This is a genomic window from Aeromonas rivipollensis (genome assembly GCF_010974825.1).
In the GTDB taxonomy this organism is placed as follows: domain Bacteria; phylum Pseudomonadota; class Gammaproteobacteria; order Enterobacterales; family Aeromonadaceae; genus Aeromonas; species Aeromonas rivipollensis.
Window position 1 is genome coordinate 174,669 of record NZ_JAAILA010000008.1, and the last position, 22,530, is coordinate 197,198.

18 protein-coding genes are annotated in these 22,530 nt (G+C 62.9%); 12 read left to right on the forward strand and 6 right to left on the reverse strand.

From position 1 onward, the window contains the following. Positions 1-78 precede the first annotated feature (78 nt). The 3 genes from fliE to befA all read right to left on the reverse strand — a co-directional run bounded on the left by fliE (position 79) and on the right by befA (position 1,799). On the reverse strand, positions 79-396 hold the full coding sequence (fliE, locus tag G4923_RS06090; RefSeq protein WP_106887480.1) for a flagellar hook-basal body complex protein FliE: 318 nt from the start codon (positions 394-396) through the stop codon (positions 79-81). A gap of 126 nt (positions 397-522) precedes the next feature. Beyond that, positions 523-873, reverse strand: a complete 351-nt coding sequence (locus G4923_RS06095; protein WP_163136081.1) for a hypothetical protein — start codon at positions 871-873, stop codon at positions 523-525. 149 nt (positions 874-1,022) lie between these two features. After that, on the reverse strand, positions 1,023-1,799 hold the full coding sequence (gene befA, locus G4923_RS06100; RefSeq protein WP_163136083.1) for a beta cell expansion factor BefA: 777 nt from the start codon (positions 1,797-1,799) through the stop codon (positions 1,023-1,025). Positions 1,800-2,094: 295 nt separating this feature from the next. Between befA and rimO the strand changes: the two genes are divergently transcribed. The 11 genes from rimO to G4923_RS06155 all read left to right on the forward strand — a co-directional run bounded on the left by rimO (position 2,095) and on the right by G4923_RS06155 (position 16,711). Then, positions 2,095-3,423 carry a 30S ribosomal protein S12 methylthiotransferase RimO gene (gene rimO / locus G4923_RS06105; protein WP_163136085.1) on the forward strand — a complete coding sequence of 443 codons (1,329 nt, stop codon included), beginning with the start codon at positions 2,095-2,097 and terminating at the stop codon, positions 3,421-3,423. Positions 3,424-3,981: 558 nt separating this feature from the next. Continuing rightward, positions 3,982-5,664 (forward strand): ABC transporter substrate-binding protein, encoded by a 1,683-nt coding sequence (locus G4923_RS06110; protein WP_106887484.1) that lies wholly within the window; start codon positions 3,982-3,984, stop codon positions 5,662-5,664. Between the two features lie 117 nt (positions 5,665-5,781). Then, positions 5,782-6,765, forward strand: a complete 984-nt coding sequence (locus tag G4923_RS06115; RefSeq protein WP_042648440.1) for an ABC transporter permease — start codon at positions 5,782-5,784, stop codon at positions 6,763-6,765. 1 nt (position 6,766) lies between these two features. Beyond that, positions 6,767-7,675: an ABC transporter permease gene (locus G4923_RS06120; protein ID WP_163136087.1), complete on the forward strand. Its 909-nt coding sequence runs from the start codon at positions 6,767-6,769 to the stop codon at positions 7,673-7,675. Further along, the gene (locus tag G4923_RS06125; protein WP_005331243.1) at positions 7,672-8,694 is read left to right on the forward strand and encodes an ABC transporter ATP-binding protein; all 1,023 of its coding nucleotides are present in this window, start codon (positions 7,672-7,674) and stop codon (positions 8,692-8,694) included. The genes G4923_RS06120 and G4923_RS06125 overlap by 4 nt, the downstream gene beginning before the upstream one ends. A gap of 11 nt (positions 8,695-8,705) precedes the next feature. Beyond that, positions 8,706-9,698, forward strand: a complete 993-nt coding sequence (locus tag G4923_RS06130) for an ABC transporter ATP-binding protein (RefSeq protein WP_111910281.1) — start codon at positions 8,706-8,708, stop codon at positions 9,696-9,698. A 102-nt stretch (positions 9,699-9,800) separates the two neighbouring features. Continuing rightward, positions 9,801-11,516 carry a glycoside hydrolase family 9 protein gene (locus G4923_RS06135; protein WP_163136089.1) on the forward strand — a complete coding sequence of 572 codons (1,716 nt, stop codon included), beginning with the start codon at positions 9,801-9,803 and terminating at the stop codon, positions 11,514-11,516. A 114-nt stretch (positions 11,517-11,630) separates the two neighbouring features. Then, positions 11,631-12,503, forward strand: a complete 873-nt coding sequence (locus tag G4923_RS06140; protein WP_163136091.1) for a glucosamine kinase nucleotide-binding domain-containing protein — start codon at positions 11,631-11,633, stop codon at positions 12,501-12,503. 157 nt (positions 12,504-12,660) lie between these two features. After that, complete coding sequence (locus G4923_RS06145; RefSeq protein ID WP_139744782.1) at positions 12,661-14,526, forward strand: beta-N-acetylhexosaminidase; 1,866 nt, start codon at positions 12,661-12,663, stop codon at positions 14,524-14,526. A 200-nt stretch (positions 14,527-14,726) separates the two neighbouring features. Next, positions 14,727-16,280 (forward strand): methyl-accepting chemotaxis protein, encoded by a 1,554-nt coding sequence (locus tag G4923_RS06150; protein ID WP_163136093.1) that lies wholly within the window; start codon positions 14,727-14,729, stop codon positions 16,278-16,280. 74 nt (positions 16,281-16,354) lie between these two features. Next, complete coding sequence (locus G4923_RS06155; RefSeq protein ID WP_106887491.1) at positions 16,355-16,711, forward strand: MGMT family protein; 357 nt, start codon at positions 16,355-16,357, stop codon at positions 16,709-16,711. 21 nt (positions 16,712-16,732) lie between these two features. On the opposite strand, the gene G4923_RS06160 is transcribed toward G4923_RS06155, so the two are convergent. Then, positions 16,733-16,903, reverse strand: a complete 171-nt coding sequence (locus tag G4923_RS06160) for a hypothetical protein (RefSeq protein ID WP_162852227.1) — start codon at positions 16,901-16,903, stop codon at positions 16,733-16,735. A gap of 116 nt (positions 16,904-17,019) precedes the next feature. Next, positions 17,020-19,641 carry a type I DNA topoisomerase gene (topA, locus tag G4923_RS06165; RefSeq protein ID WP_106887492.1) on the reverse strand — a complete coding sequence of 874 codons (2,622 nt, stop codon included), beginning with the start codon at positions 19,639-19,641 and terminating at the stop codon, positions 17,020-17,022. Between the two features lie 360 nt (positions 19,642-20,001). Between topA and astB the strand changes: the two genes are divergently transcribed. Beyond that, on the forward strand, positions 20,002-21,339 hold the full coding sequence (gene astB / locus G4923_RS06170; RefSeq protein WP_163136095.1) for an N-succinylarginine dihydrolase: 1,338 nt from the start codon (positions 20,002-20,004) through the stop codon (positions 21,337-21,339). A gap of 89 nt (positions 21,340-21,428) precedes the next feature. Here the strand turns inward: astB and sohB are convergent, their stop codons facing one another. Continuing rightward, the gene (gene sohB, locus G4923_RS06175; protein ID WP_163136097.1) at positions 21,429-22,436 is read right to left on the reverse strand and encodes a protease SohB; all 1,008 of its coding nucleotides are present in this window, start codon (positions 22,434-22,436) and stop codon (positions 21,429-21,431) included. Between the last annotated feature and the right edge of the window lie 94 nt (positions 22,437-22,530).

A 22,530-nucleotide genomic window follows, 5' to 3' on the forward strand; every position in this document is an offset into this window, starting at 1 on the left:
TCTGTCGTCAAAATTTATTGAGATCTCTTATTGCCGACATCTTCACGATGTTCAGTCGCCGTGATTGATTGAGATCGCTTATACCGGCATGTTCATGATGGTCTTGTAGGCATCGACCATCTTGTTACGCACCTGCACCGTCGCCTCGAAGGCGATGGAGGATTTCTGCCCGGCGATCATCACCTCGGACAGGTCCACCGACTTGTCGCCCATATCGAACCGGGTGCGCAGATCGTTGGCGCTGCCCTGCAATTCGTTGACGTTGTCGAGGGCCTGCTGCAGCATCTGACCGAAATCCGAGTTGACCGGACGACCGGGCTGGGTCAGCGGCGTGGCACCGGCTTCTACCTTGAGTGCCTGCATCTCTTGCATCAGGCTGCTTGCGCTTATTTCCATCTTCCCTTCCCAGACAAATCATTGACACTGGCAAGCCTTAAGCAATTAGAGTGCCAACCGGGAAGAGGGTGCAGGCCGCCGGTGCCAAGGGGCAGCCACAAGCGGGCGCCCTGGTCCCGGCTCATGTCACCCCAGCACCAGCTTCAGATAACCGAGATGCAGATCTCGGTGCTCGTCCGCTGGCAGCTTGACCAGCACCTCGTCGTGCAGGAAGTGCGCCTTCTCGGTGGCCTGCGCAGGGTCCACCAGGCCCACAGCCACCAGCCTGGCGACGATGGCGAGCGCCAGCGCCATTGTCCCCTCGTCCGCCCGTCCCCAGCCGAAGGTGACCCCCTTTGCCGCCCCTTCCGTCAGGGGCTCGACCTCATCACCATTGACCCAGAGGACCATGGGGCTGCCCTCCTGCAGCCGCAGATAGATGCTCTGCCGCTCCCACTCCCGGCGCCAGTCCACGGCAGATTCAGATGCCTGGGTCATACCACTCTCCTTGTTTAACGACTGTGTCTTGCTTTCGCCCATGAAAAAGAGGGCCGAAGGCCCCCTTTTTACTGCAAGTCAGGTCATTTAAACAGGCAGTATTTCAACATGATAAAAGAAAAATACCGGATCGCTGCCAGCGACCACCATCACTTGTTCAGATCGTCATCCAGCCAGTATTTGGAACCCGAGATATTGGCATCGAGCAGCAGTCCCTTCTCCCCTATCTGGTAGATGGCCATGCCGCCATTGTACTTGGCGGTCAGCTCGGCGCTCTCCTTGCCGGCCACGGCCCCCACTTCGGAGGTGGCCTCCCAGCCCTTGTTGACGAAGGCATCGAACCTGGCCTTGTCTTCAAACAGCACCACCTGCTGGTAGAACTTGCCCCCCATGCCGGCGGCCAGCCCGGCACCAAACATCTTCATATAGGTGTGCTTGCCCGTCTTGCGATTGATGGCAACCCCGGATCCCTGGTTGGTGTGCACCATCAGGGAGAACTTGCGCGAGTCGAACACCGCATAGCCGTAGGCCTGGTCAAACAGCAGCTTGGCGGAGGGTTGCTCGTTGAACAGCCGCACCAGGGCGGTATCGGCCATGGTATCCAGGGCGGTTCTGGCCTCAGCGGGGGTCTTGGGTTCGAGCATGGTGTCGAGCTTCTTGTCGGCGGCCGTCAGCCACTCCTTGCCGGTGGCGGCGCTCTCTTCCGACCAGGCGCCCGCCTTGTTGTAGGCATCGGCTCCCCAGCTGGAGACTGACTCCCAGGTCGCCTTGGAGAAGTCGGTGATCCCCTGCCAGGCTTCCTTGCTGGTGTCGCTCACCGCGGTGCCAAGCTCGGAGGCCGCCTCCTTCAATTTCGCCCAGTCGGCATGGCTGGGGCCAGATGCAAGTGCCAGGACGGCGGCAATCAACCAGGATCGGCTCTTCATTGTGTGCTCCTTAAATATCCCATCAGCGGACATGCCACCCTATCAGATTTAAGCCAACTCAAAGAAGTCCTGTGTGCTTGTCCCCTCCACCCGGGTCAACCAGGGCCAGGCTTCCCCGGCGGCGAGGGGACGGCGGCCACCGCCCTCATGAGCGGGCACAGCCTCCCTGACGACAAGGGACAGAAGCTGACCGTAAATATTGTTCGGCCTGACAACCTCGGTTGTATAGTTTTTGGTTAGCCATTCCGGTAAAATCCGCGCCCTTGAATAAGAGCCACCTAAGAGTGATTGAGCGATGTCCAACACAAAACAGGCCCCCAAAGTAGGATTCGTCTCCTTGGGTTGCCCCAAAAACCTGGTCGATTCCGAGCGCATCCTGACCCAGCTGCGTACCGAAGGGTACGATGTGGTGCCCAGCTATGACGATGCGGAACTGGTGGTGGTCAACACCTGCGGCTTCATCGACAGCGCGGTACAGGAATCCCTGGAAGCGATCGGTGAGGCCCTGGCTGAAAACGGCAAGGTGATCGTCACCGGCTGTCTCGGCGCCAAAGAGAACCAGATCCGCGAGATCCACCCCAAGGTGCTCGAGATCACCGGTCCCCACGCCTATGAAGAGGTGCTGGGCCACGTCCACAAATACGTGGCAAAGCCGACCCACAACCCCTTCACCAGCCTGGTGCCGGCCCACGGCGTCAAGCTGACCCCGCGCCACTACGCCTATCTGAAGATCTCCGAGGGCTGCAACCACCGCTGCACCTTCTGCATCATCCCCTCCATGCGCGGGGATCTGGTGAGCCGCCCCATCGGCGAGGTACTGGCCGAGGCCAAGCGTCTGAAAGAAGCCGGCGTGAAGGAGATCCTGGTCATCTCCCAGGACACCTCCGCCTACGGCGTGGACGTCAAGCACCGCACCGGTTTCTACGACGGCATGCCGGTCAAGACCAGCATGGTCGCCCTGTGCGAAGAGCTGGCCAAGCTCGACATCTGGGTTCGCCTGCACTACGTCTACCCCTACCCGCACGTGGATGACGTCATCCCGCTGATGCGCGATGGCAAGGTACTGCCTTACCTGGACATACCGCTGCAACACGCCAGCCCGCGCATCCTGAAGCTGATGAAGCGCCCGGGTACCGTCGAGCGCACCCTGGAGCGCATCCAGAAGTGGCGCGAGATCTGCCCCGAGATCACCCTGCGCTCCACCTTCATCGTCGGTTTCCCCGGCGAGACCGAAGAAGAGTTCCAGATGCTGCTGGACTTCATCGACAAGGCTGAACTGGACAGGGTTGGCTGCTTCAAATACAGCCCGGTCGAAGGCGCCAAGGCCAACGAGCTGCCGGATCCTGTGCCGGAAGACGTCCAGGAAGAGCGCTTCCAGCGCTTCATGGAGCTGCAACAGCAGGTCTCCGTTCGCAAGCTGGCCCGCAAGGTCGGCCAGGAGATGACAGTGCTGATTGACGAAGTGGACGAAGAGGGCGCCACTGGCCGATCCTTCGCCGACGCCCCCGAGATCGACGGCCTGGTCTACCTGAACGGCGAAACTGGCCTCAAGCCCGGCGATCTGGTCAAGGTCCGCATCGATGAGGCGGACGAGTACGATCTGTGGGCCAGCCTGGTCAAGTAATCCGCTAACGGATGTGGCGCCCGAAGCCAGTCAGTGAATGCTGACTGGCTTTTTTATTGCCCGAAATCAACCAACACGAAAACCCCTCGGCAGCCGGCGCCGGGTCCTTGCGCAAATAGGACGCCCCCCATCATCACCCGACTCACCGGGAGATGCCCCTCAGTGAGCCAGCGCACAGTTCTGCCCCTCACCCCGGTTCTCTTGTTTCAAGCTCAAAAAAAAGCCACTGAAGGGGAGCAAAAACGAGCACGATCCACTTCACACTATCGTCTTTGAATTGTCATAAAGGGTGACTTGGTACTTTGTGAGAATTAATGCAAGCGTATAATTTAAAAGGATTAAAAATAGAGTTTGACGATAATGACGAGAGAGTCCGAGTTTTTACGATATCGACGAAATGAAGAGTTGTTGTTTTCCTGTTAACTCTGCTTTTCTAAGGGCGTTGGATGACACAACTACAAGGGTGCAAAACCTGACCAACATTGAGGGCCGGCATCCAAGCATGGGATCCGGTGCTCCATTCCAAAACCATGGAAGACCAATAAGAAAGGAAAAAATATGCTTGCCAAAGTATCCAAAATCGCTACCTCAGTCATGCTGGGAACCCTGATGCTCGGTGCCGCCGGCACCGCCATGGCCGCCGAGAACAAGACGGTGCTGACCCTGGTCGCGCAACAGGAGACCGCATGGGTCAAGAACTTCAACCCCTTCCTGCAGGCCGGTCTGCTGCACACCACCCGTCACTTCATCTATGAGCCGCTGGTGATCTTCAACGATATGCAGGGTGGCAAACCCGTCTATCGTCTGGCCACCAACTACGCCTTCAGCGATGACCTGAAGTCGGTCACCTTCGACCTGCGCGAAGGGGTCAAGTGGTCCGATGGTGAAGCCTTCACCGCCGACGACATCCTCTTCTCCTTCAACCTGGTCAAGGCCAACAAGGCGCTGGACGAGCGCTCCATCTGGACTCAGATCAAGGGTGTCGAGAAGCTGGGTGAGCACAAGGTCAAATTCGACCTGGCCGAGGTCAACACCAACGTGGTGAACGACCTGGTGCTGGTGCCCATAGTCCCCGAGCATCAGTGGAAGTCGGTAAAAGACCCGGTTGCCTTCACCAACGACAAGCCGGTCGGCACAGGTCCCTTCACCGAAGTGGACAACTTCTCCGCCCAGCTCTATACCCAGTGCCGCAACCCGCACTACTGGGACAACGCCAACCTTGCCATCGACTGCCTGCGCATGCCGCAGATGGCCACCAACGACCAGGTACTGGCTGCCGTGATGAAGGGTGACGTGGACTGGTTCGGCTCCTTCGTGCCGGACATCGAGCGCCTCTACGTCGGCAACGATCCCAAGAACAACAAGTACTGGTTCCCCGCCTCCGGCACAGTGGCGTTCAACGTCAACTTCCAGAGCAAGAACCCGGGCAATAACGAAGCCTTCAACGACATCAACTTCCGCCGCGCCTTCTCCATGGCGATGGACCGCCAGTCCATGGTGGACATCGCAGGCTACGGCTACCCGACCGTCAACGAATACCCCTCTGGTCTGGGCAAGGCATTCGCCTCCTGGGACAACCCGGACGTCGAGAAGAAATACGGCAAATACAACAAGTTCGACCTGGAAGGTGCCAAGGCTCTGCTGAAGGAAGCGGGCTACAAGGACTGTGACGGCGACAAGTTCCTCGACACCCCGAGCTGCAAGAAGATCGAGTTCAAGGTGCTGGTACCGAACGGCTGGACCGACTGGGTCAACACAGTCCAGATCGGTGTGGAAGGGCTGCAGGCCCTGGGCCTGAACGCCAAGACCTCCACCCCGGAGGCCACCGTCTGGACCGAGAACCTGATCACAGGTGACTTCGACGTCGCCCTGCAGGGGTACTTTGCCGGTGCCAACCCGCACAAGTACTTCGAGACCGCCTTCCACTCCCGCAACATGGGTGAGCGCGGCAACCGCTTCGCGGCGCCCCGTTACAAGGATCCCGAGCTCGACAAGCTGATCGATGACTTCACCCAGACCGCCGATGCGGCCAAGCAGAAGGAGATCATGTTTGCCATCCAGGAACGCGTCGGTGCCAACCAGACCATAATCCCTGTGTTCAACAACCCGACCTGGTACGAATACAGCACCAAGCGCTTCAATGGCTGGTTCAGTGCCGACAACCCGGTCGCCAAGCCGCAGGTACACCCGGACACCCCGGAACGTCTGCTGCACGTGTTGTCACTCAAGCCAAACAGCTAACCACCTCGGCCCCCTGCGGGGGGCCTTTTTCCCCGCCATGTCTTCCATCCCCCGTCTTTGCCGGGGTTGGGGGAGCTTTGCCCGGCGCGGGGCAGGCTTGCAGTAAAAGGTATCACCATGGGATTTATACTAAGACGCTTCTCCTTCTATCTGGTCGCCTTCCTGGTGGCCGCCACCATCAACTTCCTGCTGCCCAGAGCCATGCCCGGAGATCCCGTCTCCGTCATGTTCGCCCGGGCCGGCGCCATGATGGAACCTGCCGCCCTCGAAGCCCTCAAGGCCACCTTCGGGTTCGTTGACGGTCCCATCACCACCCAGTTTCTCGCCTATGTGAAGAGTGTCTTCACCTGGGATCTCGGCACCTCGGTGCGCTACTACCCCCAACCTGTCGCCGACGTGCTCGGTCGCGCCATCGGCTGGACCCTGTTCCTGGTGGGCACCTCCACCATACTGAGCTTCTCCATCGGCTCCATCGTCGGCATCTTCGCCGCCTGGTACCGGGGGGGACGCATGGACAGCATCCTCTCCCCGCTCACCCTGGTGATGCAGGCCATTCCGCCCGTGGTGGTCTCCCTGCTCGCCCTCTTCCTGTTCGGGGTCAGCCTCGGCTGGCTGCCCATCGGCTACGCCTACAGCCCGGAGATCCCCGCCGATTTCGGTTGGGAACACATCAAGAGCATCATGCTGCACGCCATCATGCCGGTGGGCACCCTGGCCATGGTGCAGGTGGGGGGCTTCCTCATCACCATGCGCAACAACATGATCAACCTGCTCGGCGAGGACTACATCACCATGGCCAAGGCCAAGGGGCTCTCCAGCAACAGGGTCATCTTCAACTACGGCGCCCGCAACGCCGTGCTGCCCAGCGTCACCGCCCTCTCCATGGCGCTCGGCTTCGTCATCGGCGGCTCCCTCATCACCGAGGTGATCTTCAACTACCCGGGCCTCGGGCTCACTCTCTACCAGGGCATACTGGCCCGCGACTACCCGCTCATTCAGGGGCAACTGCTCATCATGACCATCACCATGCTCAGCTTCAATTTCCTGGCGGACGTGCTCTATGTCTTCCTGGATCCCCGTCTGCGTACAGGAGGCAAATAAGATGCGTATGCCGACTATTTTAAAAATCCTGCTGGGCAACAAGAAGGCCGCCTTCGGCCTCGCCATCGTGGTCACCTTCGTGCTGATGGCCCTGTTTGCCCCGCTGCTCGCCAGCAACGAGCCCACCAAGCGGGTCGCCCGCCCGCACCAGCCCCCCAGCGTGGAGCTGGTGATGGGCTCCAACCGCATGGGCCACGATCTCTGGGCCCAGTTCACCAGCGGCGCCCGCATCTCCCTCATGGTGGGCTTCGGGGCAGGACTGCTGGTCTGCGCCCTCGCCATCGGCATCGGCATCACAGCCGGTTACTTCGGCGGCGTGGTGGACGAGTGCCTCACCTTCCTGATGAACGTGGTGCTGGTGATCCCCAACCTCCCCCTGCTGCTGGTATTGGCAAGCTTTATCGGGGAGGCGTCACCGACGGTGATTGCGCTCATCATAGGCTTTACCTCCTGGGCCTATGGCGCGCGCGTCATCCGTGCCCAGACCCTGGCGCTGCGGGAGAAAGAGTTCGTCATCGCCGCCGAAGTGCTGGGGGAGCCGGCCTGGCGCATCATACTGGTGGAGATACTGCCCAACCTCATCTCCATCATAGGGGTGAGCTTCATCGGCTCCATCATCTACGCCATCGTCACCGAGGCGACCCTGGAGTTCCTGGGACTCGGCGACCCCACAGTGGTCAGCTGGGGCATCATGCTCTACAACGCCCAGACCTCCAGCGCCATCCTGGTAGGCGCCTGGTGGGAAATCTTGGCCCCCTGCTTCGCCATCGCCACCCTGGGGGCGGGTCTGGCCATGCTCAACTTCGCCATCGACGAAATCGCCAACCCTCAACTGCGTTCCCACAAGGGCCTGCGTCGCTGGAAACAGCTCGCCGTCCCGGTCACCGTCGCTCAGGAGAAGACAGCATGAGCTCGCAACAACCCCTGCTGTCGGTGCGCCAGCTCTGCGTCGACTACATCACAGAGAGCGGCGACGTGCGCGCCGTCAACTCGGTCAGCTTTGACATAGCCCCAGGCGAAGTCTTCGGCCTCGCCGGCGAGTCCGGCTGCGGCAAGTCCACGGTCGCCTTCTCGGTGGCCCGGCTGCACAAGCCGCCCGCCTACATCAGCGGCGGCGAGATCCTGTTCAAGGGGGAGAACATCCTCGGCTTCGACGACGAGCGGCTGCGCAGCTACCGCTGGCGCCAGGCGAGCGTGGTGTTCCAGTCTGCCATGAATGCCTTGAACCCGGTGCTGCGGATGGAGGAGCAGTTCTGCGACGTGCTGCTGGCCCACAACCCCGGCATGACCCGCTACGAGGCGATCAAGCGCGCCCAGGAGCTGCTGGAGATAGTCGACATCCACCCGAGCCGGCTCAAGGACTACCCGCACCAGTTCTCCGGCGGCATGCGCCAGCGGCTGGTGATCGCCATCGCCATGGCCCTCAACCCCGAGCTCCTGATCATGGATGAGCCCACCACGGCGCTGGATGTGGTGGTGCAGCGGGAGATACTGCAGAAGGTCTACGCCCTCAAGGCGAAGTTCAACTTCTCCATTCTCTTCATCACCCACGACCTCTCGCTCATGGTCGAGTTCTGCGATCGCATCGGCATCATGTATGCGGGCGAACTGGTGGAGGTGGCGCCGGCCAAGGCGATACTGACCGCGCCCCTGCACCCCTATACCAAAGGGCTCGGCAACTCCTTCCCGCCCCTGCACGGCCCGAAAACCGTGCTGGAGGGGATCCCCGGCACCCCGCTCAACCTGCTGGAGGTGCCGGTCGGCTGCCGCTTCCAGGCCCGCTGCGGCAAGGTGCACGATCGCTGCCGTCAGGAATATACCGCCCTCGCCGAGATCCGGCCCGGACAGCAGGCCGCCTGCCACCTCTATGACTCGGCCGAGGAACAACTGGATCACCCCATCTATCTGGACAAGGCCGCTGGCTGTTAAGGATGTCTGTCATGCAAATCGCCCAAACCGACGCGCCCATCATCGAGGTCCAGCATCTCTACAAGGACTTCGCCGTCAACTCCAATGCCATCAAGAGCGGCAAGATGCGGGCCCTCTCCGACATCACCTTCAACCTGCACCGGGGCCGCGCCCTGGCGGTGGTGGGGGAGTCGGGCTCCGGCAAGAGCACCATCGCCAAGATCATCGCCAAGATGTACAAGCTCTCCAACGGCCGCATCCTCTACCGCGGCCGGGATCTGGAGGAGTTCAACAAGGGCACAGCCCTGCTGGACTATCGCCAGAGCGTGCAGATGGTATGGCAAGACCCGTTCGGTTCGCTCAACCCGACCCACACCATCTACCACCACATAGCCCGCCCCCTGCTGCTGCACAGCAAGGTGCTCGACAAGAAAGATCTGCCGGACATGGTCTATGCCCTGCTGGAAAAAGTGGGGCTGACCCCGGCCAAGGCCACGGCAGCCAAGTATCCCCACCAGCTCTCCGGCGGCCAGCGCCAGCGGGTCAACATAGCCCGCAACCTGGCGGTGGAGGCGGAAGTGGTGCTGGCGGACGAGCCCACCTCCATGCTCGACGTCTCCATTCGCATCGGCATCCTCAACCTGATGGAGCAGATGAAGAACGAGCTCGGCGTCTCCATGCTCTACATCACCCACGACATCGCCACCGCCCGCTACGTGGCGGAAGATCTCGCGGTCATGTACGTGGGGCACATGGTGGAGTGGGGCGAGGTGGACGAGATACTGCACCACCCCCAGCACCCCTATACCCAGTTGCTCATCTCGGCGGTGCCCGACCCCGAGAAGAGCATCCATGCCGAGCTGGAGGGGGGCCGCAAGGGGGAAATCCCGCTCTGGACCCCGGAATCCCGGGGCTGCCCCTTCGCCGGTCGCTGCCATCAGGCAATGGCTCGCTGCAAGGAGAGCCTGCCGCCGGTGACCAAGCTTGCCGACAACCACTTCGTGCGCTGCTACCTGCACGAATAAGCCAGCCCCCCACGCCGGGGGCGGCCTTACCGGCCCGCGACACCTTCACCCGGGCCTCCTCGCGAGGCCCCTTCATTGCCCCAGACCAGGGAGTAAAGCTGGATGGAACTCTTGATCAATCAGGTGGGTTACGATTGTGACGGACACAAGATTGCCCTGCTGCAGACCGACGCCAACGTGGAAATAAGCGGCCTGGTGCGACTGCGGCGCCTGCATGATGACCGCCTGCTGCTGGAGGTTCCTCTCCAGGCCGCAGGCCAGGTGCCAGGCTGGCAGGGACGCGCCTACTGGCGTGCCGACTTCAGCGCCTTCAAGGAGCCCGGCTACTACCGGCTGGAAGCCATCACAGCACAGGGCATAGTCCGCTCCACCCGCTTCGCCATAGGTCAGGATCTGCTGACCAGCCGCTGCCTCTCAGATGTCATTCACTACTTCAAGGGCCAGCGTGCCAGCGGCGCCTTCGATAGAGCCGACCGCAGCGCCCGCCTGTTTGGCACCGACCAGCGCAAGGATGTGCACGGCGGCTGGTTCGATGCCAGCGGCGACATGAGCAAATACCTGAGCCACCTCTCCTACGCCAACTACCTCAACCCCCAGCAGACCCCCCTGGTGGTATGGAGCCTGCTCAAGAGCCGGGCGCTCCTGGCGACGCGCCGCGACATCGACGGGCTGAACCTCTGCAAGCGGCTCGGTGACGAGGGGCTGCACGGGGCGGATTTTCTCTGCCGGATGCAAGATGAGAGCGGCTTCTTCTACATGACACTGTTCGACAAGTGGAGCAAGGATCCCGAGCAGCGCGAGCTGTGCGCCTACGCCACCCAGCAGGGGCTCAAGTCCAACGACTGGCAGGCGGGCTTTCGCCAGGGGGGCGGCATGGCCATTGCCGCCCTGGCCCGGGCCGCCCGCGAGCAGTCCGGCGGCGACTTCGATACCAGCCACTATGCCGAGGCGGCCAGGCGCGGCTACCTGCACCTGCGCGAGCACAACCTCGCCTATCTGGACGACGGCCTCGAGAACATCATCGACGACTATTGCGCCCTGCTGGCTGCGGTGGAACTAACCCAGACCCTTGGCCGCGACTGGCTCGGGGAGGCAAGGGAGAGGGCCGGCAGGCTCTGCGCCCGCCAGTTCCCCCACCCCGAGCTTGGCCACTACTGGAGTGCCAATGAGGACGGCTCGCGCCCCTACTATCACGCCGCCGAGGCGGGTCTGCCGGTGCTGGCCCTGCTGGAGTACCTGGGGGTCGAGCCGGATCAGGATCGCCGCGCCCGGGTGAGCGCCGTGGTGCAGCAGGCGCTGGCCGCCGAGCTGGCCCTCGCCGCCCGGGCGGGCAACCCCTTCGCCCTGGCTCGCCAATACGTGAAGGGAGTGGATGAAGCCCCCCGCATCAGCTTCTTTATGCCCCACCACAACGAGTCCGGTTACTGGTGGCAGGGGGAGAATGCCCGGCTGGCCTCCCTGGCCGCCATGGCCTTCGCCGCGGCCCTCCACTTCCCCCAGCAGAGCCCACTTCTGATGACGTTCGGTCAGCGCCAGCTCGACTGGATCCTCGGGCAAAACCCCTTCAACGCCTGCATGCTGGCGGGGCACGGCATCAACAACCCGAGCTATACCGCCGGTTATCCCAATGCACTCGGCGGCATCTGCAACGGCATCACCTCAGGATTCGATGACGAGGCTGAGGTGGCCTTCATCCCAGAGGAGTACAGGGATCGGCTGGATCAGAACTGGCGCTGGGGGGAGCAGTGGATCCCCCACGCAGCCTGGTTCGCCCTGGCCATCAGCTGGCAGAGTGCGCCGGAGGCTCGTCATGATTGAGACGCACAAGGATCGGCTCGGACATCATTGGCGCAGGAGAGAGCAGTGGATCCTCCAATCATTCAGCCTGGTTTGCCCTGGCCATCAGCTGGCAGAGTGCGCCGGGGGCTCGTCATGATTGAGTTCTGGGTCGGGGTCGATGGCGGGGGGACTCACACCCGCGCCCGCATTCGGGACAAGGGGGGTAGAGTGCTGGGAGAGGGGCGCGCCGCGGGCTCCAACCTGGAGCTCGGCATAGAGGTTGCTCACGCCAATGTGCTGGCAGCCATCGCCAGCGCCCGGCTGGCCGCCGGGCTTGGCATCGAGTGCGAACAGCGGATGGGGGTGGGGCTGGCGCTGGCCTCCGCCGAGCTGGCCGACTGCTACCAGGCCCTGCTCGAGATGCCCTTCCCCTTCGCGAGCGTCAGGCTCACCTCCGACGCCTTCGGCGCCTGCCTCGGCGCCTTTGGTAGCCGGGAGGGGGCCATCCTCATCGCAGGCACAGGGTCCGCCGGGCTCATCTACCGCCATGGTCAGCTCCATAGCTGCTCAGGACGCGGCTTCCCCATCTCGGATCTGGGCAGCGGCGCCTGGCTGGGGCTGCGCGCCATCCAGCAATCCCTGCTCTGCCACGACGGCATCCTGCCCCCCAGCCTGCTCGCCGTGCGCCTGCTCGATCACTTCAAGCGGGATCAGGCCGAGGTGGTGCGCTGGGCCGCCCGCGCCATTCCCGCCGACTATGGCCGCTTCGCCCCCTGGGTGTTCGACGCCGCCAGCGACGGGGATGAGCTCGCCAACCAGCTGCTGGACGAAACCTGCGCCCAGTTGCAGACCCTGCTGGAGGGGATGAGGCTGCTGGGAGCCGACCGCATCGCCCTGCTGGGCGGCGTCGGCATGCGCCTGGCCCCTCGCCTGGGTCACCTCAACCTGGTGCCCCCGCAAGCCGATGCGCTGGAAGGCGCCATCCTGTTTGCCCAGTCGGAGGCCTACCCATGCCTGCATCCCTGAGCACTGTTCGCCCAGTCGGACGCCTATCCATGCCTGCATCCCTGAGCCCTGTTTGCCCAGCCAGAGGCCTATCTATCTCTGCCCCCCTGAGCCCTGCCCGGCGTGAACCATACGCCGAAGAGGGCACCACACTGTTCGCCCAATCAGAGGAATACCCATGTCTGCACCCCTGATCCATACCCAGATCGACCGTCGCGACGGTGAAGACGTCTGGTTCCGCTTCACCCTGAGCCAGCTCCCGGCCAGCCCCTGGAAGCTGCACTTCTGCCTGGCCCGCCACATAGATCCCCAGTCGGTGGAGGGGGGCTCCCTGGCGCGCCAGAGCGGCAGCTACAAGGTGCTGGTGCCCCATGAGGGGGTCAGCGAGCTGCGTTTTTGCTGCCGCAACACCCCCATCAAGCGCTACTCCGATCTGCCTCAGGGCTTCTTCCTCAGCCTGACGGACGAAGGCGCCCAGCCGCAGCTGCAACCCCTGGTGCAGGCGGGCCAGGATCTTGGCCTGCCGCCGAGCCCGGCCGCGGCCCCCGATCTACCCGAGGTGGAGCCCGCCAACGGCATAGTGCCCCAGCCGGCTCAGCTGCGGCTGCCGGAGGGCAACTTCCGCCTGGCCGAGCGGGCCCATGTCAGCGGCCCTGTCTCCCTGGCCCCCCTGCTGGCCCATTTCAACGAGCTGACGGGGCTCGCCCTGACCCAGGATCACGACGCCGAGATCCACCTGGTCGAGGCCCCCCTCCCCCAGGAGGCTTACCAGCTCGTCATCACCACAGAGGAGATCCGCATCCGTGCTGCCGGCGAGGCGGGCTGGCGCCACGGTCTGGTGACCCTGGCCCAGTGGGCCCTGCAACACGGGGAGAGCCTGCCCTGCCTCGAGGTGGAGGACGCGCCCAGGTTCGGTTTTCGTGGCATCTTCCTCGACTGCGCCCGCCACTTTCACTCCATCGCCACCCTCAAGCGCCTGCTCAAGCAGATGAGCCTCTACAAGTTCAACCGCTTCCACTGGCACCTGACCGATGACGAGGGCTGGCGCCTCGAGATCAAGGCCTTCCCTCGGCTGACCGAAGTGGCGGCCTGGCGGGGACATGGCCTGGCGGTCGGCCCCCAACTCAGCGGCGGCCCCGATCCTTATGGCGGTTACTACACCCAGAGCGAGGTGCGCGAGCTGGTGGCCTATGCCGCCGGGCTCGGCATCACCATCATCCCGGAGATAGACATCCCGGGTCACTGCCACGCGGCCATCAAGGCGCTGCCCGAGCTGCTGCGGGAAGAGGCGGACAGCTCCCGCTACCTCTCGGTGCAATATTTTGACGACAACGTGCTCAACCCGGCCCTGCCCGGCACCTATCGCTTCCTGGAGGCGGTGATCGACGAGGTGTGCGCGCTCTTCCCCGGCACTCAGGTGCACATGGGGGGGGACGAGGTGCCGACCGGGGTCTGGACCGACAGCCCCGCCTGTCAGCAGTTGATGGCAGAGCAGGGCTACACCGATTGCCGGGAGCTGCAGGGCCACCTGCTGCGCCACTGCCAGCAATACCTGGCGGCCAGGGGCAAGCAGATGCTGGGCTGGGAGGAGATACTGCACGGGGACAAGGTGAGCCGGGACGCCACCATCTTCGCCTGGACCAGCTTCCAGGCGGGGCTGGATGCCGCCTCCGCAGGCTACCCCGTGGTGATGGCCCCGGCCCAGTCCCTCTATCTGGATCTCGCCTGGAGCCCGGACATCCATGAACCCGGCCTCTACTGGGCGGGAACCCTCAATCTGGAGCAGGTCTACCTATGTGATCCTGCGCCGGCCGATTTCCATGCCAACGATAACATCCTGGGGGTGCTGAGCCCCTTGTGGTCGGAACTGATCACCTCTCGCGATCGTCTCGACTACATGTTGTTCCCGCGCATGCTCGCCACGGCCGAGGTGGCCTGGAGCGACCCCGCCCGCAAGGCCTGGGATCACTTCGCCGCCCGCCTGCCGGGCCAGCTGCAGATCCTCGATCAGTTACAGGTGCGTTACCGGGTGCCACAGAGGTAGTGTTATCTTTCTCTTTTTGGCGACCTTTTGGTCGCCATTTTTTTACCACCAAACAACAAAAATCCAACCTAGCCCCTACTTTTACTCCGCCTTTGTTGGCAAAATAAGGCCCCCGATGAGGCCGGGCAAGACGCACTGCGCCCGGGCCTGCATCCGGTTCAACCACAATAACAACCAGCAACGCATCGGAGCTTATCCTTATGGCCCGCAAACACGTCCAGACCCAGGACAGTGAAGTTGAGTTCCCCGCCGACGTGCAACTCGTCTCCACCACGGATCTGCGCGGCGTCATCACCTACGCCAACCCCGCCTTCTGCCGCATCGCCGGCTACCATGTCGATGAACTGGTCGGACACAACCACAACCTGGTGCGTCACCCCGACATGCCCAAGGCCGCCTTCGCCGACCTCTGGGATCGCCTCAAGGAGGGCAACCCCTGGCGTGGCATGGTCAAGAACCGCTGCAAGGATGGCCGCTATTACTGGGTCGACGCCTATGTGACCCCCATCTACGAGAACGGCAAGATAAGCGGCTACCAGTCGGTGCGCTGCAAGCCCGAACCCCAGCTCAAGCAGGTCGCCGCCCAGGCCTATCAGGCCCTGCTCAAGGCCGAACAGGGCGGCGCCAGCAAGCTGCCCTCCCTGCACAGTGCCAGACCCCTGCTGCTCGGCCTGCTGATGCTGGCCCTATTCGGTTGGGCGGCCTTCTCTCAGGGAGCCCTGACGGTGCTGCTGATGCTGCTACCCCTGCTGGCCGTCGCCGGCGCTTACTGGCGCGAGCTCATCTCGCTGCCACGCTACCTCAAGCGGCTCGGCCAGCAATATGACAGCCTGACCCGGCTGGTCTACTCGGGGGACGCCCCGGGCGCCATCGCCGATTTCCATCTCAAGATGCTGCAGGCCCGCATTCGTACCGTGCTGGGTCGGGTCAACGACGCCACCCATCCCCTGCAGACCCTGGCGACCGACCTGCAGGACTCCTCCCATCAAGCCTTCCTCGACATCAACGAGCAGGACGCCCAGACCCAGCAGATGGCCGCCGCCATGACCCAGATGGCCAGCACGGCTCACGAGATAGCGCGCAACATCCAGGACACCAACAGCCAGGTGACAGAGGCACGCAGCAGTTGCCAGCATACTGTGCAGCAGCTGGATCAGACCGAGCAGCAGATGGAGCTGCTGGCCAGGCAGGCGGAGCATGCCTTCCACTCCGCCGTCGAGCTGGCGAACGAATCCGAGCGGATCGGCAGCGTCATGGGCGAGATCCAGGGCATCGCCGAGCAGACCAACCTGCTGGCCCTCAACGCCGCCATCGAGGCGGCCCGGGCCGGTGAGCAGGGACGTGGCTTTGCGGTGGTGGCGGACGAGGTGCGCACCCTGTCCACCCGCACCCACAAGGCGACCGAGCAGATCCAGGGCAGCATCCGCCAGATCCAGCAGACCCTGGGCCGCTGGCAGGGGATGATGCAAGACAACCTGGCCCAGACCCGGGAATGCGCCCTGATGACGCGCCAGGGGTCAGGCAACCTGCATCTGGTGCTGGGGGAGATAGATCAGGTGACCGAGTTCTCCACCCAGATAGCCGCCGCGGCCGAACAGCAGCAGGCGGTGGTGGAAGAGATCAGCCGCAACATCCACCAGATCTCCCAGTACTCCCGCGCCAACAGCCAGAAGATCCAGGCGGTGGACAACTCCAGCCAGGAGCTGCTCAAGCGCGCCAGCGAGCTCAGGGGGCTGAGCCAGACCTTCGGCTGAGCAGGATCCCCTGTTGCCCCCCAGACCACGGAAGCGCCACAATGGTGGCGCTTTTGTTTCACGCCGAGTAACACATGATGATGACCCCTCCCCCTTCCCCCTTGAACAAGGTGGCACGCATCGAGGCTATCCTGGCCCTGATCCCGGCCGGCCGCGTGGTGAGCTATGGCCAGGTCGCCGATCTGGCGGGCCTGCCCGGGCGGGCGCGGCTGGTGGGAAAAGTGCTGCGGGAGACGGACAAGACGCTGCCCTGGCATCGCGTGCTGGGCGCAGGCGGTACCATCTCCTTGCCCAAGGGCTCGGCGGGTTTCGATGAACAGATAGGAAGATTGCAGGAAGAGGGGGTGCCGGTGATCAAGGGGCGGGTCAGGATGCGGGAGTGGCAGTGGCAGCCCGACCTCGCCGAGCTGCTCTTTCTGATCCCGTTCTAGCGCCTGTCAGGAGCGCCGTCACTAGTCGCTGGCAAGGGGGCCCAGGATGTCGTCGCAACGTACCTGCACCGGTATGGTCTCGTCTTCCCGCTGCAGCAATACCAGCAGACTCTGCCTGTCCACTTCCAGCACATAGGCCGTTCCTTCCCGCGTCAGGCAGGTCATGCCTGGCCGGATTTCATGTATCTCCATGACAACCTCCCTGTCTTGTGCTGCCATCCATGCAGCCCTCTCAGTATACCGCCATCTCCCAATAAAAAGGCCCCTCGCAAGGGGCCTCTTTCATCATGATGTGAGCGGTGACGCGATCAGGACTTCTTCGCCTTAGCCAGGCTCTCCTGCCACTTCCCATTGTCGTAATGGGCGGTCCAGCCTGTTGCCTTGCCGTTCACCTCCGTCATCACGTACTGCTCCTTGCTCTTGCGGCTGAAGCGCACCACGGATGCGTTACCGTCAGGATCTGACGCCGGGGCGTCGGCCAGGTACTGATGCTTGGGCGACAGCCGGTCACGGAAGCGCTTGAGCTCCTCCACCAGTGGCGCACGAGTCTCACGGGATTTCGGGAAGTTGCTGGCGGCGAGGAAGAGACCGGCCGCCCCGTCACGCAGCACGAAGTGAGCGTCGGACTGGGTGCACTTGAGCTCGGGCAGCGGCACCGGATCTTCCTTCGGTGGTGCTATGTCACCGTTTTTCAGGATCTTGCGGGTGTTCTTGCAGGTCTCGTTGGTGCACCCCATGTACTTGCCGAAGCGGCCGTTCTTGAGCTGCATCTCGGAGCCGCAGCGATCGCACTCTATGCTAGGCCCTTCATAGCCCTTGAGCTTGAACTGACCCTGCTCGATTTCGTAACCGTCGCAGTCCGGGTTGCGACCACAGACATGCAACTTGCGGCTGTCGTCGATGATGTAGGCATCCATGGCGGTGCCGCAGACGCCGCAGCGGTGCTTGGCGCGCAGCGCCTCGGTTTCGGCCTCGTCCCCGTCGGTGGCGGAGACGAACTCGTCCGCACTGACCAGATTGATGGTCTTCTTGCAGCGCTCTTTCGGCGGCAAGGCGTAACCGGAGCAACCGAGGAAAACGCCGGTAGTGGCGGTACGAATACCCATCTTGCGGCCGCAGTCCGGGCAGTCGATATCGGTCAGCACCATCTGGTTGGCACGCATGCCCCCCTCTTCCGCCGGCTTGTCGGCCTGCTCCAGCTCCTGGGTAAACTCGGCGTAGAAGGCGTCAAGCACCTTCTTCCACTCCAGGCTGCCTTCGGCGATGCCATCGAGCTTGTCTTCCATCTTGGCGGTGAACTCGTAGTTCATCAGCTCGACGAAGTTCTCCACCAGACGGTCGGTGACGATCTCGCCCATCTTCTCGGCGAAGAAGCGGCGACTCTCGACCCGCACATAGCCGCGATCGACGATGGTGGAGATGATGGAGGCGTAGGTGGACGGGCGGCCTATGCCGCGTTTTTCCAGCTCGCGCACCAGGGCCGCTTCGGTGAAGCGGGCGGGCGGCTTGGTGAAGTGCTGACGGGGATCCAGCTTGACCAGCTTCAGGATCTCGCCGACGGTCACCGCCGGCAGCTGGCTGTCTTCCCCCTTGCGGCCCATGGGCGGCAAGGCCTTGGTCCAACCGGCGAAGCGCAGGGTGCGACCGCGGGCCTTGAGCTCGAACTCGCCCGCCTTGACGGTCAGGGTGGAGGAGTCGTACTGGGCCGGGGTCATCTGGCACGCCACAAACTGGCGCCAGATGAGGTCATAGAGCCGCATGGCGTCCGGCTCCATCCCTTCCAGCATCTCGGCAGTCACCAGCACGTTGGAGGGACGGATCGCCTCGTGGGCCTCCTGGGCGCCAGCCTTGGAACCATAGAGCGTCGGTTCGGCCGGCAGGTAGGCGGCGCCATACTGCTCGCCGATATATTCCCGCACCGCCTCGACCGCCTCTTTGCTGAGGTTGGTGGAGTCGGTACGCATGTAAGTGATGTAACCCGCTTCGTAGAGACGCTGGGCCATCATCATGGTCTTCTTTACCCCGAAGCTCAGTCGGGTGGAAGCCGCCTGCTGCAGGGTGGAGGTGATGAAGGGGGCAGACGGCTTGGAGCCGGTCGGCTTGTCTTCCCGGTTCACCACCTTGTAGTCGACCCCTTCCAGGGCGGCCACGGCGGCGAAAGTCTCGGCCTGGGTCACCGGCTTGAAGTCGACGCCATTGCGGCTGACCACTTCCATCCGCAGATCCGCCTTGTCACCGGTCAGCAGATCGGCGTTGAGATCCCAGAACTCCACCGGCACGAAGGCCTTGATCTCGCGCTCTTTATCGACGATGAGGCGCACAGCGACGGACTGCACCCGGCCGGCGGAGAGACCGCGAGCCAGCTTCTTCCACAAGAGCGGAGAGACCATGTAACCCACCACGCGGTCGAGGAAGCGACGAGCCTGCTGGGCGTTGACGCGATGGATGTTCAGATCGGACGGCTGGGCAAAGGCCTCCTGGATCGCGGTCTTGGTGATCTCGTTGAACACCACCCGCTTGTAGCGGCTGTCATCACCGCCAATGATCTCGCGCAGGTGCCAGGCGATCGCCTCTCCTTCTCTGTCCAAGTCGGTTGCGAGATAGATGGTGTCGGCCTTCTCGGCCAGACTCTGCAACTCGCTGACCACTTTCTCCTTGCCGGGCAAAATCTGGTAGTTGGCCTGCCAGCCTGCGGTCGGGTTGATCCCCATCCTGGAGAACAGGGCGTTGCGATCCTTGGCCGCCTTCTCGGATTCGCTGAGCTTGATGCCGCGAATGACAGGTTTTTTGGGCTCTGTGCTGGCGCTGCCGCTGGTCGGCAGATCGCGCACGTGACCGACGCTGGATTTCACCACGTAGTCCTTGCCCAAATATTTGTTGATGGTCTTGGCCTTGGCCGGAGACTCCACTATGACCAGTGATTTGCCCATGCTGTAACTATTATCCTCATTGCACCCGACGGGGTTGGCGTGCGGTTTTGTGGGGCTGTATAAGAGATTTGACGGGAAAAAGCAATCTTGTGAACAAATTTGCCATGCAGCCCGAACCGCCTTGCTTCTTTATTTATTAATGCGAAGGGGACGCGCGGGAAGCAACCGCTTTTTTGTTTTTATGCTATATCCCCCCCTTTTTTAGATTGGAAATGACATATCCAGCCACCCCCGTCACATAAAAAACCACCCTGGTTATCAGCTTGTTACAAAGGATGAAATCTCTTTATAATGGCCACACGCCGCAGCTTTGTGCGCGGAAGGAACCGCTCCCCATATAAAAATCGAAAGGATGTAGTCATGAAGCACTTCGAGGTCAACTTCGACGGCCTGGTCGGCCCCACCCACAACTATGCCGGCCTCTCCTATGGCAATGTGGCGTCCCAAAGCAACGCCAAGGAAGCGTCCAATCCGAAGGAGGCCGCCAAGCAGGGGTTGCGCAAGATGAAGGCGCTGACTGAGCTTGGCATGACGCAAGGGGTACTGGCGCCGCAGGAGCGGCCGGATCTCGCCACCCTGCGCCGCCTCGGCTTCACCGGCAACGATGCCAGCGTGCTGGCCCAGGCCGCGAAACAGGCCCCCGCCGTGCTGGCCGCCTGTTACTCCGCCTCCAGCATGTGGACCGCCAACGCCGCCACCGTCTCGCCGAGCGCCGACACCCAGGATGGCCGCATCCATTTCACCCCCGCCAACCTGACCAACAAGTTTCACCGCTCCCTGGAGCCCGAAGTGACTGGCCGCATCCTGCGCGCCGTGTTCAACAACGATCGTCACTTCAGCCACCACCAGCACCTGCCACAGAACGATCACTTCGGTGACGAGGGGGCCGCCAACCACACCCGTCTGTGCCGCGCCTACGGCGAGGCCGGGGTCGAGCTGTTCGTCTATGGCCGCAGCGCCTTCGACGTCTCCCAGCCCGCTCCCAAGCGCTACCCGGCCCGCCAGACCCTGGAGGCCAGCCAGGCCATTGCCCGCCTGCATGGACTCGGGGAAGAGAGCGCCGTCTTCATCCAGCAGAACCCGGACGTGATCGATCAGGGGGTGTTCCACAACGACGTGATCGCGGTGGGCAACCAGAACGTGCTCTTCTTCCACCAGCAGGCCTTCCTCCATACCGAGGCGGCCCTGGCCGAGGTGCGCACCAAGTTCGGAGAGGGGGAGCTGCACTTCATCGAGGTGCCGACCAATGAGGTGTCGGTGCAGGATGCGGTGAAATCCTATCTGTTCAACACCCAGATCCTGACCCTGCCGAGCGGCGAGATGGCGATCATCGCCCCCACCGAGTGCCGTGACAATCCGGCGGTATCCGCTTATCTGGCCAAGCTGGTGACCCTGGGCACACCCATCAAGGGGGTGCACTTCATGGATGTGAAGCAGAGCATGCGCAACGGCGGCGGCCCCGCCTGCCTGCGACTGCGGGTTGCCATGAACGACGCCGAGCTGGCGGCGGTCAACCCGGCCTGCCTCATCAACGACAGCCAGTTTGCCCGTCTGGACAACTGGGTCGAGCGCCACTACCGCGACAGCCTGTCGCTGGACGATCTGCGCGACCCTTCCCTGGTGCTGGAGACCCGCACCGCCCTGGACGAGCTGACCCAGATCCTGAAGCTGGGATCCGTCTACCCCTTCCAGCGCTGAGCACAGGCTCGCAGCGAAGCCGCGACATCAGCATAAACAGAGAGCCGGGCAATGCCCGGCTCTCTTGTTTCAACCCATTGAACTGTGACTCAGCGCCAGGGGCTCTGCTGCCAGAGGCGACCGAGGGCGCCTTCCAGCGCCTGGGCCCCCTGTTGACCCAGCCGCTGGGTCAGGCTCTTGGGCTTGCGGTAGCTGATGCCGACTACCTTGTGTTGGCTGGCCTGAGCCAGCAGGTAGTCATCGCTGGTGCAGAGCGCATCCACCAGACCAAGCTGCTTGGCCTGGCTCGCCAGCCAGTGCTCCCCCGTGGTGACCTGGTCGATGTCGAGACCGGGTCTGTGCTCGGCCACGAATCCCTTGAAGCGCTCGTGGATGGCCCCCAGCTCCTCGCGAAACTTCTCCCGCCCCAGATCGTCGTTCTCGCCGAACATGGTGATGGTGCGCTTGTACTGGCCCGCGGTGTGCATCTCGAACTCGATGTCGTGCTTTTTCAGGAGTTTGTTGAAGTTCGGCAACTGGGCAATGACGCCGATGGAGCCGACGATGGCAAAGGGCGCCGCCAGTATCTTGTCCGCCACGCAGGCCATCATGTAACCGCCGCTCGCCGCCACCTTGTCGATGGCCACCGTCAGCGTGATGTCCTTGTCGCGCAGGCGCTGCAGCTGGGAGGCCGCCAGGCCATAGCCGTGCACCACGCCGCCGCCGGACTCGAGGCGCAGCAGCACCTCGTCCCCGGGCCGGGCGACCCCTATCACGGCGCTCACCTCTTCGCGCAGGGAGGCCACCTCCCTGGCATCCATGCTGCCGTGAAAATCGAGCACAAAGAGCCGGCTGCGCTCGTCCTCGCTCTTGGCGCGCGCCTTCTCTTCGGCCTTGCGCGCCTTGTCCATCTGCTTGCGCTCGGCCTTGCCGGCCAGGGCCGATTGCAGCTGATGACGCCCCTGCTCCAGCTCCCGGGAGAGATCGGTCACTACCAGCTCCCCCTTGCGGGCCCTGGGCTGACGGCTGCTCACCACCATCAGGATGACGGCGCCTATGGCCAGCAGTAAGGTGAGGGTCTTGGCCAGAAACAGGCCGTATTCGGTCAAAAATGCCACTTGATACTCCGCGCTATGTTCGGTTTTTTCACATAGTAAGGAGTTTGGCGGTATGGTGCAAAAACTCTGCCATGGGCCAGGGGCAGACAGCGCC

Excerpts from the sequence above, each read along its gene's own strand:
- fliE (WP_106887480.1), bottom strand. The coding sequence starts at position 396 with ATGGAAATAAGCGCAAGCAGCCTGATGCAAGAGATGCAGGCACTCAAG.
- G4923_RS06095 (WP_163136081.1), bottom strand. The coding sequence starts at position 873 with ATGACCCAGGCATCTGAATCTGCCGTGGACTGGCGCCGGGAGTGGGAG.
- befA (WP_163136083.1), bottom strand. The coding sequence starts at position 1,799 with ATGAAGAGCCGATCCTGGTTGATTGCCGCCGTCCTGGCACTTGCATCT.
- rimO (WP_163136085.1), top strand. The coding sequence starts at position 2,095 with ATGTCCAACACAAAACAGGCCCCCAAAGTAGGATTCGTCTCCTTGGGT.
- G4923_RS06110 (WP_106887484.1), top strand. The coding sequence starts at position 3,982 with ATGCTTGCCAAAGTATCCAAAATCGCTACCTCAGTCATGCTGGGAACC.
- G4923_RS06115 (WP_042648440.1), top strand. The coding sequence starts at position 5,782 with ATGGGATTTATACTAAGACGCTTCTCCTTCTATCTGGTCGCCTTCCTG.
- G4923_RS06120 (WP_163136087.1), top strand. The coding sequence starts at position 6,767 with ATGCGTATGCCGACTATTTTAAAAATCCTGCTGGGCAACAAGAAGGCC.
- G4923_RS06125 (WP_005331243.1), top strand. The coding sequence starts at position 7,672 with ATGAGCTCGCAACAACCCCTGCTGTCGGTGCGCCAGCTCTGCGTCGAC.
- G4923_RS06130 (WP_111910281.1), top strand. The coding sequence starts at position 8,706 with ATGCAAATCGCCCAAACCGACGCGCCCATCATCGAGGTCCAGCATCTC.
- G4923_RS06135 (WP_163136089.1), top strand. The coding sequence starts at position 9,801 with ATGGAACTCTTGATCAATCAGGTGGGTTACGATTGTGACGGACACAAG.
- G4923_RS06140 (WP_163136091.1), top strand. The coding sequence starts at position 11,631 with ATGATTGAGTTCTGGGTCGGGGTCGATGGCGGGGGGACTCACACCCGC.
- G4923_RS06145 (WP_139744782.1), top strand. The coding sequence starts at position 12,661 with ATGTCTGCACCCCTGATCCATACCCAGATCGACCGTCGCGACGGTGAA.
- G4923_RS06150 (WP_163136093.1), top strand. The coding sequence starts at position 14,727 with ATGGCCCGCAAACACGTCCAGACCCAGGACAGTGAAGTTGAGTTCCCC.
- G4923_RS06155 (WP_106887491.1), top strand. The coding sequence starts at position 16,355 with ATGATGATGACCCCTCCCCCTTCCCCCTTGAACAAGGTGGCACGCATC.
- G4923_RS06160 (WP_162852227.1), bottom strand. The coding sequence starts at position 16,903 with ATGGAGATACATGAAATCCGGCCAGGCATGACCTGCCTGACGCGGGAA.
- topA (WP_106887492.1), bottom strand. The coding sequence starts at position 19,641 with ATGGGCAAATCACTGGTCATAGTGGAGTCTCCGGCCAAGGCCAAGACC.
- astB (WP_163136095.1), top strand. The coding sequence starts at position 20,002 with ATGAAGCACTTCGAGGTCAACTTCGACGGCCTGGTCGGCCCCACCCAC.